General features: G+C 69.8%; 16 protein-coding genes. 7 read left to right on the top strand and 9 right to left on the bottom strand.

Annotation, left to right across the window (positions count from 1 at the left end):
• Window positions 1-4: 4 nt before the first annotated feature.
• Window positions 5-904, bottom strand: a complete 900-nt coding sequence (locus EPY72_RS02535) for a phosphoribosyltransferase HisG-related protein (protein ID WP_209019589.1) — start codon at window positions 902-904, stop codon at window positions 5-7.
• A gap of 74 nt (window positions 905-978) precedes the next feature.
• Window positions 979-2,931 carry a hypothetical protein gene (locus EPY72_RS02530; protein ID WP_135805466.1) on the bottom strand — a complete coding sequence of 651 codons (1,953 nt, stop codon included), beginning with the start codon at window positions 2,929-2,931 and terminating at the stop codon, window positions 979-981.
• Window positions 2,932-3,061: 130 nt separating this feature from the next.
• Here EPY72_RS02530 and EPY72_RS02525 point away from each other — a divergent pair, with 130 nt between their 5' ends.
• Window positions 3,062-3,991 carry a WD40/YVTN/BNR-like repeat-containing protein gene (locus tag EPY72_RS02525; RefSeq protein ID WP_135805465.1) on the top strand — a complete coding sequence of 310 codons (930 nt, stop codon included), beginning with the start codon at window positions 3,062-3,064 and terminating at the stop codon, window positions 3,989-3,991.
• A gap of 21 nt (window positions 3,992-4,012) precedes the next feature.
• On the opposite strand, the gene EPY72_RS02520 is transcribed toward EPY72_RS02525, so the two are convergent.
• From EPY72_RS02520 to EPY72_RS02510, 3 genes are all read right to left on the bottom strand, one after another.
• Window positions 4,013-4,846 (bottom strand): MBL fold metallo-hydrolase, encoded by an 834-nt coding sequence (locus EPY72_RS02520; protein ID WP_134670672.1) that lies wholly within the window; start codon window positions 4,844-4,846, stop codon window positions 4,013-4,015.
• A gap of 44 nt (window positions 4,847-4,890) precedes the next feature.
• The gene (locus tag EPY72_RS02515) at window positions 4,891-6,324 is read right to left on the bottom strand and encodes a hypothetical protein (RefSeq protein ID WP_135805464.1); all 1,434 of its coding nucleotides are present in this window, start codon (window positions 6,322-6,324) and stop codon (window positions 4,891-4,893) included.
• An 85-nt stretch (window positions 6,325-6,409) separates the two neighbouring features.
• Entirely contained in the window at window positions 6,410-6,817 is a 408-nt protein-coding gene (locus EPY72_RS02510; RefSeq protein WP_134670953.1) for a YlbF/YmcA family competence regulator, read from the bottom strand.
• A gap of 144 nt (window positions 6,818-6,961) precedes the next feature.
• Here EPY72_RS02510 and dph2 point away from each other — a divergent pair, with 144 nt between their 5' ends.
• The 3 genes from dph2 to EPY72_RS02495 all read left to right on the top strand — a co-directional run bounded on the left by dph2 (window position 6,962) and on the right by EPY72_RS02495 (window position 9,241).
• Window positions 6,962-8,011 (top strand): diphthamide biosynthesis enzyme Dph2, encoded by a 1,050-nt coding sequence (gene dph2, locus EPY72_RS02505; RefSeq protein WP_135805463.1) that lies wholly within the window; start codon window positions 6,962-6,964, stop codon window positions 8,009-8,011.
• A gap of 143 nt (window positions 8,012-8,154) precedes the next feature.
• Window positions 8,155-8,556: a DUF7961 family protein gene (locus EPY72_RS02500; protein WP_135805462.1), complete on the top strand. Its 402-nt coding sequence runs from the start codon at window positions 8,155-8,157 to the stop codon at window positions 8,554-8,556.
• A 64-nt stretch (window positions 8,557-8,620) separates the two neighbouring features.
• A complete protein-coding gene (locus EPY72_RS02495; protein WP_135805461.1) occupies window positions 8,621-9,241 on the top strand; it encodes an METTL5 family protein in 621 nt (206 codons plus the stop codon).
• A gap of 53 nt (window positions 9,242-9,294) precedes the next feature.
• Here EPY72_RS02495 and EPY72_RS02490 read toward each other — a convergent pair whose 3' ends face one another.
• Window positions 9,295-10,953, bottom strand: a complete 1,659-nt coding sequence (locus tag EPY72_RS02490; protein ID WP_135805460.1) for a rhomboid family intramembrane serine protease — start codon at window positions 10,951-10,953, stop codon at window positions 9,295-9,297.
• Window positions 10,954-11,048: 95 nt separating this feature from the next.
• Here EPY72_RS02490 and EPY72_RS02485 point away from each other — a divergent pair, with 95 nt between their 5' ends.
• Entirely contained in the window at window positions 11,049-11,330 is a 282-nt protein-coding gene (locus tag EPY72_RS02485) for a DNA-directed RNA polymerase subunit L (protein ID WP_134670948.1), read from the top strand.
• Between the two features lie 137 nt (window positions 11,331-11,467).
• The gene (locus EPY72_RS02480; protein ID WP_135805459.1) at window positions 11,468-12,160 is read left to right on the top strand and encodes a hypothetical protein; all 693 of its coding nucleotides are present in this window, start codon (window positions 11,468-11,470) and stop codon (window positions 12,158-12,160) included.
• 23 nt (window positions 12,161-12,183) lie between these two features.
• Here EPY72_RS02480 and hisF read toward each other — a convergent pair whose 3' ends face one another.
• Together hisF and EPY72_RS02470 are read right to left on the bottom strand one after the other, a co-directional pair.
• Complete coding sequence (gene hisF, locus EPY72_RS02475; protein WP_134670946.1) at window positions 12,184-12,999, bottom strand: imidazole glycerol phosphate synthase subunit HisF; 816 nt, start codon at window positions 12,997-12,999, stop codon at window positions 12,184-12,186.
• Window positions 13,000-13,049: 50 nt separating this feature from the next.
• Window positions 13,050-13,949, bottom strand: coding sequence for an EamA family transporter (locus EPY72_RS02470; protein ID WP_168215990.1), 900 nt, complete (start codon window positions 13,947-13,949; stop codon window positions 13,050-13,052).
• A gap of 142 nt (window positions 13,950-14,091) precedes the next feature.
• Here EPY72_RS02470 and EPY72_RS19180 point away from each other — a divergent pair, with 142 nt between their 5' ends.
• Window positions 14,092-14,274: a DUF7550 family protein gene (locus EPY72_RS19180; RefSeq protein WP_167599435.1), complete on the top strand. Its 183-nt coding sequence runs from the start codon at window positions 14,092-14,094 to the stop codon at window positions 14,272-14,274.
• Between the two features lie 48 nt (window positions 14,275-14,322).
• On the opposite strand, the gene EPY72_RS02465 is transcribed toward EPY72_RS19180, so the two are convergent.
• Window positions 14,323-14,781, bottom strand: coding sequence for a molybdopterin-dependent oxidoreductase (locus EPY72_RS02465; protein ID WP_134670944.1), 459 nt, complete (start codon window positions 14,779-14,781; stop codon window positions 14,323-14,325).
• Between the last annotated feature and the right edge of the window lie 10 nt (window positions 14,782-14,791).

Below are 14,791 nucleotides of genomic sequence, written 5' to 3'. Positions count from 1 at the left end.
GGGCTCAGTAGATCGCCATCTCGGTCTCGGTCTCGGCCCGCACGAAGAGGTCGGCCGCCCGCTCGACGCCCGGCGTCGACTCAGAGCAGTTCTCCATCAGCACCGTCTCGCTCGGGAACAGCTGTTCGCCCACGACGAGCCCGTGTTCGCGGGCGGTCGAGCCCGTCACCGTGAGGTAGACGCCGAGGCCGGTCTCCGCGATGGCGGCCTCCTCTTCTTCGTCTTCGGTCGGGTAGGCAAACTCCAGCGTCTCGGTGTTTCGGGTCCCCAACACCGCCTCGACGAGCCGTTCGTATCGCGGCGAGATACACAGTTTCCCCTCGTAGTCGGTGAGAAACTCTCGGGTGGGCTGGTCGCCTTGCGGGAGCGCTTCGGGGGTCGCCATCAGCGTGTGGTAGACGGTGTCGCCCATCCCCTCGACGACCCTGACGTCGGTGTCGTGGGGGTCGACGCGGGCGTTCACGTCGGCGATCCGGGTCAGGGGATCGGGCCGGAGCTCGACGACCTCTTCGAGCACGAGGTCGGCGCTGTCGAACCCCAGCGCGAACTCGTGCTTGCGGAGCGCCCGGAACGGCTCCTCGCGACCGACGAGTCGGAGGTCGACGCCGTCGGCGGGGATCGTGACGCTGTCGAAGACGATCCGGCGGGGCTTGCCCGCCCGGTCGTCGCGCAACAGCGTGTAGTCGGGCCGAGTCGGCTCGTCGGGGTTGCTGTAGTCGGCGAGTCGCTCGTAGGCCCCCGTCTCGGCGGCCTGATCGCCCTTCGTGACGGCCTTCTCGTAGCGGAGCGTCGAGATGATCGTGTCGGCGACCGACTCCGCGCCCGTCTCGTCGGCCACGCGGTCGAGCACCGCTTCGAGCGGGCGCCCCTTTCGCGGGACCGCGACCGGAATCGTCTCAGTCATTGTCCCCGAGATGGCACGGCAAAAGTAAACGCGTTGCGCTTCCGGTCGTCGGCGGTCGAATGCCGGCGGCCGGCTCAGTTGCCGAACACGTCGCTGATCCGGTCGCGCCACTCCTGGATGCCGTCGATCTCCTCGCGGATGTCGGCGACGTCGCGCTCGACGCCCTCGCGGATGTCGGCGACCTCGTCTTCGACGCTCTCGACGCGCGCGGTGAGGTTCTCCTCCAGCGCGTCGAGGTCGTCCGACAGCGACTCGACGTCGGCCGCCACCGACTCGATCTCCTCGGCCGCGTCGGTCGCGGCCTCGATCTCGGTCCGGAGGTCGGCCATCTCGTCGGTCAGCTCCTCGACCTCGGCGCCGACCGCGGTCACGTCCTCGGTGTTCGCGCCGACGAGCTCTTCGAGGTCGTCGATCCGGTCGTCGAGGGCGTCGAACTCCGCCTCGAAGTCCCCGGCGTCCTCGAGTTCGGCCTCCAGCGCCGACACCTGCTCGCGCAGGTCGCCGACCGAATCGAGGTCGGCCTCCAGATCGGTCAGGTCCGCGCGCAACGCCTCGACCGCGTCGAGGTCGGCCGCGTCGTCGAGGTCGTCTTCGACCGCCGCCAGCCCCTCTGCCACCTCGTCGACCTCCGACTCGACGCCCGAGAGGTCCGCGCGCAACGCCTCGACCGCGTCGAGGTCGGCCACGTCGTCGAGGTCCTCTTCGACCGCCGCCAGCCCCTCGGCCACCTCGTCGACCTCCGATTCGACGCCCGAGAGCGAAGAGTCCAGCTCCGCGACCCGGTCGTCGGTGTCGTCGGCATCGGTCCGGATCGCCTGAACCTCGTCCTCGAACGCCTCGACGTCGGCCCGGAGGCTCGCGATGTCGGTCTCGAAGTCCGCGAACACGTCCTCGGCCACGCCGTTCTCGTCGATGAACTCCTCTAGGGCCTCGGTGTACGCCGAGAGGTCCTCGACTCGCGACTGGAGGTGCCGGATGCGGACGTTGGTGCTCTCTGGCGTCTCGACGTCGAGTTCGCGCTGGATGACGTCGAGGTCGTCGTCGGACACCTCGCCCGCGCGGATCTCCTCGGCGAGCGTGGCCGCGACGCTCCCCGGGGTCGGCGGCGAGGCGGTTCCGGCGTCCGCCGACGAATCGGGCTCGTGGTCGGCGGCCGGCGTCGCCTCGTCGGGCTCGTCGCCCATCGGGTCGTCGACTCCTTCGTCGGACACGCTACCCGTCGAATCGTCGGCTCCCTCGTCGGGCGCGCTCGGGTCGTCGGCGTCCGCCGGTCGCTCGTCCGGGGCGCCGAGCGGGTCCGCCTCGTCGAGGTCGTCGGTCGACGGCTCGCCGTCCTCGTCCGGCGGGCCCGCCGACGCCTCGTCGTCGGCCAGCGGGTCCGACTCTTCGCCCGCGCCGGCTTCCCCGTCGGGGTCGGCAAGCGGCTCGTCGCCGTCGGTCGGCGCGTCCGCCTCGTCGTCGAGCGAGAGGTCTTCCTCGCCGGCGACCACGTCCCGGACGATCTGGCTGTCCTCCTCGGAGACGATGTCGGTGATGGTGTTGCCCTCAGGACCGCCCACCTCGCCGCCGAGCGGATCGGGGCCGTCCTCGAGGGGGTCGTCGTCGCCGACGTCTCCGCCGAGGGGGTCCGGGCCGCCGTCCGCCTCGTCGGTCCCGCCGACCGAGGCGGGGGCGACCTGCTCGATGGTGGGCGATCCGAGGAAGATCGAGGGGTCGTCGTCCTCGCCGAGTCGGACGCCGTACACCGTGACCAGCTCCTCGCCGGGGTCGAGTTCGCGCTCGAACTGGACCCGGTGGTCCTTGTAGGCCGTCCAGTTGTCGTTCTCGTAGTCGGGGTGGAAGCCGACGTTGTCCATCGGGAACGACTCGGGAACGTCGTCGGCCAGCGTGATCGTCGTCGAGTCGTCTCGCTCGCTCCGGATCACGAACTTGATCGCGGGGACCGCGAACTCGTCGCCCTCGAATGACTTCTCGACGACGACACCGCCCTCCTCGGCGGTTACGACCTCGGTCATGCTGTCGCTCATGTGATGACCATCCCAGAACGGCCATATAAATCACACGCCGTCGCGGGCGAAACGACCGGCGCGACAGAGCCGGTCGCGCCCGAGTCGGCTCGAACCCAGCTATTTGACGCGGCCCGCCGTATGGGCGACTATGCTACTCGCAGGGACCGACGACGGCGTGTACCGGACGGCCGGGCCGCGATTCGAGTCCGCCCGACGGGTGCTGGACGCGGGGCGAACGATGCGGATTCGGCGGTTCGACGGTTGGGACGGCGTCTTCGCGGCCACGAAGTCCGGGCTGTACCGATCGACCGACGGCGGCGACTCGTGGATCGACCTCGGCGTCCCCCGCGAGGAGGTGTACTCGGTGCTCGGCGATCCGGCGGGCGAGCGCCTCTACGCGGGTACCCATCCCGCCCACCTCTACGTTTCGGCGGACGACGGCGGCTCGTGGACCGAACTGGCGGGATTGCAAGACCTCCCCTCGCGCGAGGAGTGGTACACCCCGCGCCACCGCGACGAGGCCCACGTCCGGAGCCTCGGCGCCCACCCGGACGCGCCCGACCGCCTCGTCGCGGGCGTGGAGGTCGGCGGCGTCCACGTCAGCGACGACCGCGGCGAGACGTGGACCGAGCGCCGGGACGGCCTGCAAGACGACGTCCACCACGTCCTCGTTCGCGGCCCCGACGAGTACGTCGCCTCCTGTGGCGGCGGGCTCTACCGGACCCGCGACGCGGGCGAGTCGTGGACCCGGCTCGACCGGGACCTCGACCACACCTACTTCCGCGAGGCGTTCGAGGCCGACGGCGTGCTCTACGCGGCGGCCGCCCGATCGTCGCCCGGGACGTGGCAGGGTTCGTCGGGGGCCGACGCGGCGCTGTTCGAGTCGAGGACGGAGCCGCCCGAGTTCGAGGCGCTGGCGTACCCGGGCCGCCCCGAGGAGGTCGTGCTCGCGTGGGCCGCTCGCGACCGCGAGGTGCTCGCGGCCACGAACCGCGGCCGCATCATCGTCCGCGAACTCGACGGCTGGGTGCAGGGCGGGACCCTGCCGGCGGGCGTGCGCTCGCTCTGTCCGGTCTGAGCCGGTCGGTCGCCACCGGACTCAGACGTCGACCCGGTCGCCGATCTCGGCGAGTTCGAGGCGTCGCGGGTGCTCGAAGCTCCGCGCGTGGTGGTAGAGCGCCGTCGGGTCGGCGGTCAGTCCCTTCCACATGTCCCAGTGGGTCGGGAGCAGGCGGTCGACGCCGAGGTCGCTGGCGGCCTCGATCGCCTGATTCTCGTCGTTGTACCACCGCGTGCGCTTCGGTTCGCGGGTCTCCTTGTCCGGGATGTTGCCCACGGTCCCGAACGCCAGCACGCCGAGGTCGATGTCGTAGGCGTCGCCGACGCGCTCGAACTCCTCGCTCGGCTTGGTGTCGCCGCCGTGGAAGAACGTGTCCCCGTCGTGCTCGAACACGTAGCTCACCGGGTGGGACGCGTCGGGGTCGTTGGCCGGCTCGACGTGGACCGTGAACGCGCCGACCTCGACGGTGTCGCCCGCCTTGACCTCGCCGAACTGGTCGTCGTCGATCGCCCACTCGTCGGTCCACGCTTCGTCCTCGCGGGCGACCGCGAGGCTGTCGTCGGGCGCATAGAAGGTCGCGCCGGTGGCCTCCAGAATCGGGGCCTGACTCGGGCCGTGAACGTGGTCGGTGTGCTCGTGGGTCGCGAACACCGCGTCGGCCTCGGTCACGTCCGCGGGGTCGAACGGGACCGGGATCATCCGGACCGTCCGGGGCGGATCGCCGATCCCGAGGTACGGGTCGACGAACAGCGTGGTGTCGGCCGCCTTGAGAACGAACCCGTTGCAACCGAGATACCAGACCGCGATCCCGTCGGGGTCGGCGTCCTCGACGTCGCGGACGAGCCAGTCGCCCCAGTCGCTGTGTATCCTCATGCGGCCAACTGGGCCGAGAAAAGAGGTAAGTGTTGTTCTTCGGGTCAGAAGCTCCGGAGTCGCACCTCGTCGTCGGTGATCTCGTCGATGCTGTCGGCCTCGACGGCGTACGCGTCGTCGTCGTGGCTCTCCCACCCGAATCGGGTCTTGATGCGCTCGGCGAGTCCGGGGTTCGGGTCGACGTAGACGGAGCCGGTCTCCTCGTCGACCTCCGTCACAACGCCGATCTGCTCGTCTTGGGCGTCGATGACGTGCTTGCCGACATCGTCGTCGTCGGGGACGACCGACGCGGTCGCGGTGTCGTCGTCCGCGATCGGCTCCTCGGACGGGGTCTCTCCCATCGCGGTCGTCTCGTCGGACGGCGTTTCGCCCATCGCGGTCGCCTCGTCGGACGGCGTTTCGCTCATGGCAGTCGTCTCGTCGGACGTCTCCACACCGGTCGTCGCGGTGGTCTCGTCCGCGCCGACGGCCTCCGCGTCGGCTCCGACGATTTCGGTGGTCTCCTCGGTGCCGAGTAGCTCGCTTTCGATGCTGGTCGTGGCGATGGTCTCGGTGCTGATCGTCTCCTCTTCTACGAGCTCGAAGGTGAGTCGCTTGCGTTCGAGGACCTCGTCTTCGACGGTCCGGCGCTCGTAGAGCTCGGTCAGGATGGTCGCGTCCTCGGTGAACTCGCTTTCGATGTGGTCGCCCTCGACCACGTCCTCGGTGACCAGCTCGCCGCCCAGCATGTCGCTCTCGAGGATGGTGCGGTGGACGCCTTCGAGGTCGACCGACCCCTCCAAGGTGTCGGACTCGACGGTCTCGGTCCCCTCGACCTCTCGGTCGACCACTCGGCTCTCGACGGTCTTGCGCTCGACGATCTCGCGGGTGACCTCCCGGGTCTCGTCGACGTCGAGGGTGACGATCTCGTGTTCGAGCTCGTCTCGCTCGTCCTCCCAGCCCAGCGTCTCGTCGTCCTCGACGACCGCGATGCGGTCGTCCTCCTCGCCGAGGTGGATGCCCGCGATCTCGCGGCGCACGAGCCGGTCGCCGACGACCTCGTCGCTGACGACCTCGCTGTCGATCACCTCGCTCTCGATGGTCTCTGTCTCCTGGACGGTTCGTTCGATCACCTTCGTCTCGGTGATCTCGCTCGTGACGACCTCCCCGTCCAACAGCGAGCGCTCGATCTCCTCGTCGTCGAGGGTCGCTCGCTCCATCGCTTCGGTCCGGCTCAGGAGCTCGAACTGGTCGCCGCCCCGTCGGTCGGGATGGCGGACGAGCACCATCTCGTCGTCTTCGAGCCGGTCGAAGAAGTCGTCCCACGTCGTCTCCTCGAACGACTCGTCGGTGTCGTCGTCCGGGTGACGGACGTGGAGGTGGCGCGCGCCCGACTCGTCGTCGACGTACGCCGGTTCGGCACCGGTCTCGTCGAGCCAGGTGCGAATCGTCTCTCGGTCGGTCGTGATTTCAGTTTCGGCTGTCGTATCGCGTGTCATATTCCCCACCGTAGTGAGAGACACTACCCACGGACTTAGGTGTAGTTGCCACTCCGGCGGAGCGACCGACGAAAAAACGGAGGGTTCAGTCCTCGCAGCAGCCGCCGCCCTGCTGGCCGAAGTCGACCGCCAGCGGCTCGGAGATGGCGTCGTTGACGGCTTCGAGCTTGGCTTCCAGTTCCTCTTGGGCTTCGAGGTACTCTTCCATCACGGGGAGGCTGTGAAGCTCCTGTTGGGCCTGCTGGACCTGCTGGACGTCCTCCTGGGTCGCCTCGCCGGTCTGGCGCGCGAGCATGAACTCCTGGCGGAGCTGCTCGAACTCCGAGACCTTCTGTTGGGCTTCGTCGTCGTCCTCGACGGCCGCCTTCGTCTCCTCGAACGTCCGGTACTCGGGGGTCTCGGCGATGGCCTCGCCGAGCTCCGCGCCGAGCTGTTCGACGTGCGAGAGTTCGGTCGCCTCGGCCTCGGTGTCCGCGTCGGATTCGACGCTCATGTATCGGAAGTTGGGCCCGCGGCGTTTTAGACCTGCCGGATACCGCCTGGCTTGCTGGGAGCGGCCCGGCGCGTCGGGCAGTCTCGCGGCCGAGCGACCCGCAGAACACCGCGCTTAAACGTCCGCGACGACAAACGCATTCCAATGAGCCAAGAGAGCGAGTACAGCGAGGGAGACCTCAGAAAGACCGGCATGTCCCTGAAGCACGACCGCGAGTGGGACTACGAGCTCGACCGCATCGTGGAGGCGGTCGAGGACCGGGACGCCACCAAGGTCGGCCTGCAGTTCCCCGAGGGACTCAAACGCCGCGGCCCGAAGGTCGCCGACGACATCCGCGACCTCGTCCCCGACGACGTGACCGTGATGCTGTCGGGCCAGCCCTGCTACGGCGCCTGCGACCTCGACACCTTCCTGATGAAGCGGACCGACGTGTTCGTCCACTTCGGCCACTCGCCGATGAAGAACACGGACAAGGTCATCTACGTCCCGCTGTTCTCGAACGTCGACGTGTTCCCGATCATCGAAGAGTCCCTCGACGAGCTCGCCGATCCCGCCGAGGACCCCGACATCGGACTCGTCACCACCGCCCAGCACATGAACCAGTTCGAGGACATGAAGTCGTGGCTCGACGACCGGGGCTTCGAGGTCCACACCCGCCGGGGCGACGACCGGCTGACCCACGAGGGCCAAGTGCTGGGCTGTAACTACGCCTCGGCGGACATCGACGCCGACCAAGTGCTGTACGTCGGCGGCGGGAAGTTCCATCCGCTCGGACTCGCGATGGAACACCCCGACAAGAACGTCGTCATCGCCGATCCGGTCAACAACGTGGTGACGGTCGCGGACACCGATCAGTTCCTCAAACAGCGCTACGCCGCCGTCCACAAGGCCATGGACGCCGAGAAGTGGGGCGTCATCTTCTGCACCAAGATCGGACAGGGCCGGTGGGAGCAGGCCCAGGAGATCCTCGACGCCAACGACGACGCCTACCTCATCACGATGGACGAGGTCACCCCCGATCGGCTCCGGAACTTCGACATGGACGCGTTCGTCAACACGGGCTGTCCCCGGATCACGACCGACGACGGCCCGCAGTTCCACAAGCCGATGCTCACGCCCGGCGAGTACGAGATCGCGGTGGGGAACAAGCCCCTCGACGAGCTCTCGTTCGACACGTTCCACGGGACGTGGTAGCGGGCTCGCGGCGCTGAGTCCAGCCAGCGTCTCACACACTTTCGCTCACAGATACCTGTCCTCCGGCCCGCCGTCGGCCGCAGAATATTACTACTGAGCATTTACAAACCTTTTTGTATGAGTAAAGGATATGGATTAGTAGCATGAGCGCCACCCGTTCCGCCGACGTCCGCACCGCCGTCGAAGGCTGTCGAATCGAGGACGCGACCCCCGTCAGCCTCGACGCAGACGCGATCGGTTCGACCGCCCCGGACCACCTGCGCGAGCTCAAACGGGAGTTCGTCGCCGACGACCTCGTGCCCGCTCGCGTGGTCGTCGACGCCTGCTTCGGCGAGGACTGCTCGTTCGCGACCCAACAAGAGGCCGACCGGGTCCGCGAGTACGTCCGGGCGGCGGCCTTCCTCGGCGCGAACACCGTCACCGTCGAGTTCGACAGCGTCGCCGACGAGTCGAAGGTCCGGCCCGCGCTCGCCGCGCTCGCCGAGCGCGCCCACCGCGAAGGCGTCGCGTTCGAGGTCGCCGGCCCCGTCGCGCTGGCCGACTGAGCCCCGGCCGCCCGGACGAGACAGAATCCGAACGTTCTCCTTTCTCGACCGCCTCTCTCGCCGCATGAGCAGGGCCGCTCTCGAGCGTCGGTTGTCGGCGGTCGCGGGCTTCGACGACCCCCGCCTCGACCTCGAACAGTACCCCACGCCGGCCGACCTCGCGGCCCACCTCGTCCACCTCGCGGACGTCCAGGGGGACCTCGCGGGCCGGACGGTGGTCGATCTGGGGACCGGGACCGGGATGCTGGCGCTCGGGGCGGCGACCCGAGCGCCCGCCCGCGTCGTCGGACTCGACCGCGACCGCGGCGCGCTCGCGGTCGCCCGCGAAAACGAGCGCCGGATCGACCCCGCGGTCGGCGTCGCGTGGGTGTGCGGGGACGCGACCCGCCCGCCGCTCGACCTCGGGGGCGCCACCGTCGTGATGAACCCGCCGTTCGGCGCCCAGCGGGGCAACGCCCACGCCGACCGCGCGTTTCTGTCGACCGCGGCCGATCTCGGGGCGGTCTCGTACTCGATCCACAACGCCGGGAGCCGGGAGTTCGTCGAGTCGTTCGCCGCCGACGAAGGCGGGGAGGTGACCCACGCGTTCCGGGCGGCGCTCACCCTCCCCCGGCAGTTCGACCACCAGACGAGCGACCGCGAGGTTCTCGACGCCGAGGCGTTCCGAATCGTCTGGACGCCCTGACCCCCGTCGAGTCGCCGGTCGTTCGACTCGGACGCGACCTCGAACAGTACCCCTCAGTTGCGGTTCTCCCGCGTGGCGATCCGGAGCCGGGTCCCGTCGACGGCGGCGAACAGTCGGCGCTGTTCGCGCTCGAACCGGACCGGCCCGATCGTCACCGACTCGTTTACCGCCGGCATCGGCGCGGTCCGGAACGTCGCGTTGTCGTTCGACACCCGGAGGTAGAACGTCCCGTTGGCCGGCACGACGTCGACGGTCCGGTTCGCGAGCGTTGGCCCCGCCGTCGCGGGGTCCGAGGCGTAGGTGTGGGTCCAGCCGTCGTCGTCGGGCCCGTGGAGCCACACCTGATAGGCGGTCGGACCGTCGGCGACCGACCAGCCCCGGCGCTGGACGCCGACGACCTCCGACCACCCGAGCCCGCCGACCCGGACCCCCAGCCGGCCGGCCGACGCGAGCCGAGCCTTCGGGACCTGCTGGGTCCAGATCTCGCGATCGTCGTTCACCACGATGACGCCGCTGGTGGTGACGTTGGTGGTCTCGCCGAACAGTTCGACGTCGACCACCGAGACCTTCTCGTTCCGGACGCCCTCGGCGTAGGTGACGGTGTACCCGCCGGTCTCGATCCCGGGGCCCTCGCCCGGCACGCTCGCCCCGTCGACGCTCGTGAGGTTGACCGGGATGGCGACCCCCGCCATCACCGCCAGCGGGATCAGGAGTGCGACGACACCTACCTGTTGGCGAGTGACGTCCTCGACCAGCGGGACCGAGAGCGATCGGGCGTCGGCGGTCGCGGCGGCGGCGACCAGCGCCGCGACCGCGACCACGAACAGCACGCCGAGCCCCCGATAGAGGACGTAGGAGCTCTCGCCGCGGTACCACCACACCGCCCAGAGGTTCATCGAGACCCCGAGCACGACCGCGCCGGTCCAGAGCCCGAGCGCGTCCGGACGCTCGCGGCGCCGGTAGAGGACCAGCACGCCCGCCAACACTCCGAGAAACAGCCCGAGCGCGTGGCCCTGAACCGCGATCCCGTACCACCACGGCTGGCTGAAACTGGTGCCCCCCGAGCCGAACGCGACGGGGTCTCGCAGGGCGCGGTACACCGTCCGGACCACGCCCTGTGCCGACACCGCGACGACGGTCGCGAGGGGGTAACGGACCAGCGCGAACCCGACGAACGCGAACGCGACCCCCGAGAAGCCGATGATCGGTCCCCACGCCAGCAGACTGGTCGCGAGCCCGACGACGAACACTCCCGCAGGGAAGACGAGGAAGGCCCGGACGTACGGGTTCGACCGCCACGACGAGAAGGGGTTGTGGCCGCGCTCGCGCCGGAAGTGACCGAAGAAGTACTCCGCGAGGGGCGCGACCGCGAGCGTCGTCGTGAGGTTGCCGACGAGGTGGCCCGGTCCGGCGTGGGAGAACGCCGCGAACAACCACCCAGTGGGGTAGAGGTACGACCACGAGGAGAACGGGAGCGTGAGGGGAGCGCGCCACCGGGCGGCGCCCTGCTGGACGAACAGGTACACCGCGAGGACGCCACAGACCGACGCGAGCGTCCCCCACGGAACGCCGAGGACGAACCGCGACCGGAGCCGCCGACCCCACCGGCCCCGCGGGCGGTCGAGGCGCCACACCAGCGCCAGCGACGCCGCCAGCGCGAGCGGGACCGCCACCTGCACCGGGGAGGGCAGCCACGAGGGGAGTTCGAGCATTGCCGGTGTTTTCGACCACCGCGACATAAAACGGTCGTCGGCCCCGAAACCGAGCTTTCGCAATATTGAAACCGCCGAGGACGGAAGGGAGGGGTATGGAACTCCGGGTCATCGAGAAGGAAGCCGACGAACTCTCTATCGAAATCGCGGGCGAGGACCACACCTTCATGAACGTGCTGAAGGGGACCCTACTCGAACAGGACGGCGTCGCGGCCGCGACCTACGACGTGAACCCCGAGCAGTCTGGCGGCCAGACCGAACCCATCCTGACCGTCAAGACCGAGGGCGAAGACCCCCTCGACGCGCTGGAGGCGGCCGCGGGCAACATCAAGGACAAGACGACGGCGTTCCGAGACGCCTACGAGACCGCGGCCTGATCCTGCGACACCGCCGCGGGGCGCGCGACGATCCCGCCGCCCTACCGCGGTAATCCCGTCCTAACGCCCGTAATCGCCCGCGGAACCGCGAAACGGTGCGGCCGGTTTATTGACGCGTTCGGCGACGGTCCGACCGCATGAGAACACCAGCAGTCGTCGCCACAGTCGTCTTGCTCGCCGGAATCGGCCCCGGCGTCGCGGCCGGCGGGCCGGTCTCGCCCCACGCCGAGGCCGGGACCGCGGTCGAATCGGCGACCGCCCAGGCCGACGCACAGAACGACACCGCCGTGCGAGTCGAGACCCTCACGATCGCGGAGTTGCGCCTGACAGGCGTCGACGTCGGCGACGCGCGACTCGACGACCTGACGCTCGCCGGGGGTGCCGACGAGTCGGCCGAGTCGCTCGGGACCGCCACGGCGAGGAACCTCACCGTCGCGAACGCCACCCTCTCGGACGTGCGCTTCGAGAACGTCACCGTCCGCAACGAGACGGTCGCGACAGCGCTGTTCGGCGCCGACCGCCCCGAGAACGACACCGTCGAGCGCGACACCGTCACGCTCTCGAACCTGAGCGTGGCCTCGCTCCTCGTCGGAGACACCCGGGTGGCGAACGTCTCGGTCGGAACCGCGGAGGCGGCGATCTCGCCGCCCAACGAGACCGAGGAGGCGACCGAGTCGATCGAGCGCCCCACGGTCGGCGCCGAGAATCTGACCGTCGGGACCGCCACGCTCGACTCGATCGCGGCCGACGGCGTGACCTTCGAGAACGGCACCGTCGGCGTCGGCTCGCTCCCCGCCGACCCGGCGGCCGGCGCCGGCGTCGACGCGTAGCGACTCGGCGCGAACGGGCCGGCTCAGAGCCGGACCGGGACGCCGCGCTCGTCGAGGTACTCTTTGGTCTCCCGGATCGAGTAGTCCCCGAAGTGGAAGATAGACGCCGCGAGCCCGGCGTCGGCGCCCGCGTCGGTGAACACCTCGTACATGTCCTCGGGGCCCCCACAGCCCGACGAGGCGATGACCGGCGTGTCGACGGCGTCGCAGACCGCCTTCGTGAGCGGGATGTCGTAGCCCTCTTCGGTGCCGTCCTTGTCGATCGAGTTGACGAACAGCTCGCCGGCGCCCCGTCGCTCGGCCTCCTCGGCCCACTCGACGACGTCGAGGCCGGTCCCCTCGCGGCCGCCCTTGACGGTGCACTCGAACCAACAGGACTCGCCGTCGACCTCGGCGTAGTGTTCGCCGGCCTCGTCGAAGCGTCGCCTCGCGTCGACGCTGATGACGATACACTGGCTCCCGAAGGCGTCGGCGCCCTCGGTGATGAGCTCGGGGTTCGCGATCGCCCCGGAGTTGATCGACACCTTGTCGGCGCCGGCCCGCAGGGTCTCTTTGATGTCCTCGCGGGTGCGGATGCCGCCCCCGACGGTCAGCGGGATGAAGATCTCGTCGGCGATGTCCTCGACGACTCCGAGCATCGTCTCGCGGCCCTCGGCGCTCGCGGTGATGTCGAGGAAGACGAACTCGTCGGCGCCCGACTCGTTGTACCGCTGTGCCATCTCGACGGGGTCGCCGGTGTACTCGAGGTTCTCGAAGTTCACGCCCGTGTACACCGCCGGGTTCCCGTCCTCGTCGACGTCGACGTCGATGCACGGGATGATGCGCTTTGTGAGGGTCACGCCGAACCCTTCGGAGCCAGCCACCAAAAGGCGTCTGGAACCGGGCCCGCTCACGCGAACGCCGTCAGCACGACGGCGCCGCCGACGACGATACACGCCCCGGCCAGCAGTTTCCAGGTGACCCGCTCCAGCCGCGAGAGGAACGCCACCGACAGCACCATCACGATCAGCGGGCTGGTCTGGATGATCGGCACCACGACCGACACGGGCGCGACCGACAGCGCGAGGTAGTAGAGACAGAGGAACCCGGTGTTCGCGAGCCCCGCGACCGCGTACCACTTCGCGTTCGAGTCGGCGAGCGCTCCGAGGCTCGGCAGGTCGTTTCGCGCCCGGAGGTACGCGAGAAACCCCGCGGTGGCCGCAACCGTCTTGATCGCGAGCCCGACCAGAATCGGCGTGCCCTCGGCGAACCCGACTTTCGCCAGCGTCGGCTCGATACCGAAGAGGAACGCGGCCGCCAGGGGCAACGCCAGCGCGAGCGCCGAGGAGTCGCCGTCGGCGCCGTCGCCCCGGGAGGTCTCCCACGAGATCGCCGCCACGCCCGCGACGATGAGCAGGATACCGGCGACGTGGCCGGCGGTCACGCGTTCGCCGAGCACGACGACCGCGATCGCGGTGGCGTGGAGCGGCTGGGACGCCTTCAGCGGCTCCGAGCGGCTCGCGCCGATCCGCTCGATGCTCGTGTAGTAGAAGATCCGACCGAGGAGCGTCCCGACGGCCCCGGCCGCGACGAACGCGGCGATCGCCCGGAGCGTCAGCGAGTAGGTCGGATAGTGGACCACCGCGGCGGCGGGCACGACGAGCAGGATGTTCGTCGCGAGCACGACGACGAGCGCGTCGGTCGCCCGTCCGTCGTCGGTGCCAACCCGAACCGACACCGACTGGACGGCGACCGCGATCGCCGCGCCGACCGCGAGGAGGACGCCGAGGATCGCACCGGTCGGGTTCATTACTCTCACTCGACGGAGCCGGCACGTAACTCTTGCACTGCCGGAACCATCCACCGGCTCTGGGCGCCGAGGCGCCCGCCCGCGCCCGGCGCGCGGACCCGGTTCGGATGCGTTTAAGTGGACGGGGCGGCAACCCCGACGTATGAGCGACCACGCGGACGCCGACGACTTGCACAGCGGCGAAGCGCACGGCCACGACGTCGAGGGGCTCGACCGAGTCACCTCGCCGATGCAGGAGTTCTCGATGCGGCAGGTCGCCATCGGCTTCGCCGTCCTCGCGATCGGGCTGGTCGTGGCCTACGCGGTGCCCCTGCTCGCGGCCTGAGGCCGTCGCGCTGAGTTTCGCCCCGTAAGATAGAGAGTCGACGGTGAGCTACTTCTCGGCGAGCACCAGCGCCTCGCGGTCCTCGGGGTCGGCTCCGGCCGGGAGTTCGAGCGCCTCGATCCGGGCGACCCGCTTGACCGTCCGGACTCCGGAGACGCCGGGCGCGAGGAATCGCGGCGCGCCCCCGCAGGCGGCGCCCGCGCGGCGGTACGCGAGCAGGCCGTCGAGCGCGTCCGCGATAGGGACGCAGGCCCGGTAGCCGTCCTCGCCCTCGACCGCGAGATGCGTCGTCGCGTCGGGCGGGTCGGCGGCCGCGAGTAGCTCGTCCAGCGCGATCCCCGACCACGGGCCCGCGATCTCGTCGCCGGAGGCACATCGGAACGACCACTCGCGGGTCGCGACTCGGGTGTCGTCGCCGACCCGCCGGGGGTCGGACGGGACCGAGACCGCGGCGTCGCCGATCACCGTGACCGACTCCGTCCCGGACGCGTCGTCGCTGGCGCGCATGGATCGGGGG

The sequence above is a fragment of the Halorussus marinus genome, assembly GCF_004765795.1.
Lineage (GTDB): Archaea > Halobacteriota > Halobacteria > Halobacteriales > Haladaptataceae > Halorussus > Halorussus marinus.
This window is presented reverse-complemented; position numbering and strand designations above follow the sequence as displayed.